Raw genomic sequence first — 1,471 nt, forward strand, 5'->3', positions numbered from 1 at the left:
AGCGTGTACGCCCCTTGTTGGTGCATGCGGCCGGCGAAGTGGCCGGTGCGGCGCCCGAGGCTTGCGACGCGGCCGCCAGTGCGGTGGAGATGATCCACGCGTACTCGCTGGTGCACGACGATATGCCCTGCATGGACGATGACGATTTGCGTCGCGGCCGTCCTACCGTGCACAAGGCCTACGATGAAGCGACGGCGCTGCTGGTGGGCGACGCGCTGCAAACGCAGGCATTTGTGGTGCTGGCCGAGTCGGCGTCGCTTGCCTCGCTGGACGCCGCCGCACGCTTGCGCCTGGTGGCCGAGCTGGCCCGGGCCTCGGGCTCGGTCGGCATGGCGGGCGGGCAGGCAATCGACCTGCAGCATGTCGGCCTGGCGATTTCGCTGGGCGAACTCGAGGCAATGCACCGCATGAAGACCGGTGCCTTGTTGCGGGCCAGCGTGCGCATGGGCGCCTATTGCGGGACGGTGGACGAGGCAGGCATGGCCGCGCTCGACCGCTATGCCGCGGCCGTGGGCCTGGCGTTCCAGGTGGTGGACGATATCCTCGACGTGACCGCGGATACCGCCACGCTGGGCAAGACCGCCGGCAAGGACGCGGCCCATGACAAGCCGACCTATGTGTCGTTGATGGGACTCGAACCTGCCCGCCAGCTGGCCGGGCAGCTCCGGACCACGGCGCACGAGGCGCTGGCAGGCTTCGGCGCGCGCGCCGGACGCCTGGCCGAACTGGCCGATCTCATCGTGCTGCGCTCGAATTGAGCGCGAGCTGAATTGACAAGCAGGAAAACCGACAACCGGGCACAAGAATCCGGCCGCCGAACGGACATCATGACCTACGCACTGCTCAAAACTATTGACGACCCCGCAGCCCTCCGCCGGCTGGACCGCCGCCAGCTCAAGACGTTGGCCGACGAACTCCGCGCCTACGTGCTCGAATCGGTGTCGCAAACCGGCGGCCACCTGTCGTCCAACCTTGGCACGGTCGAACTGACCATCGCACTGCACTACGTCTTCCATACACCGGACGACCGCGTGGTATGGGACGTCGGCCACCAAAGCTATCCGCACAAGATCCTGACCGGGCGCCGCGATCGCATGCACTCGCTGCGCCAGTGGGGCGGCATCTCGGGTTTCCCGCGCCGCAGCGAAAGCGAGTACGACACCTTCGGCACCGCGCATTCCTCCACGTCCATCTCGGCCGCGCTGGGCATGGCGCTGGGCGCCCGCACGCTGGGCGAGAAGCGCGTCTCCATCGCCGTGATCGGCGATGGCGCGATGACCGCCGGCATGGCCTTCGAAGCCATGAACAACGCCGGCGTCTACAAGGACCTGCCGCTGCTGGTGGTGCTCAACGACAACGACATGTCGATCTCGCCGCCGGTCGGCGCGCTCAACAACCACCTGGCTCGGCTGATGAGCGGCAAGTTCTACGCCGCCACCAAGAAGGGCATCGAACGGGTGCTGTCGGTGGC

General features: G+C 67.4%; 2 protein-coding genes. Both read left to right on the plus strand.

Annotated features, from left to right (window positions below):
* The coding region (locus AC1DKD_RS41260) for a polyprenyl synthetase family protein (protein WP_477144751.1) at positions 1 to 758 on the plus strand (758 nt) is incomplete at its 5' end.
* Positions 759 to 827: 69 nt separating this feature from the next.
* The coding region (locus AC1DKD_RS41265; RefSeq protein WP_477144752.1) for a 1-deoxy-D-xylulose-5-phosphate synthase N-terminal domain-containing protein at positions 828 to 1,471 on the plus strand (644 nt) is incomplete at its 3' end.

It is taken from the genome of Cupriavidus sp. 05T313, from assembly GCF_056396665.1.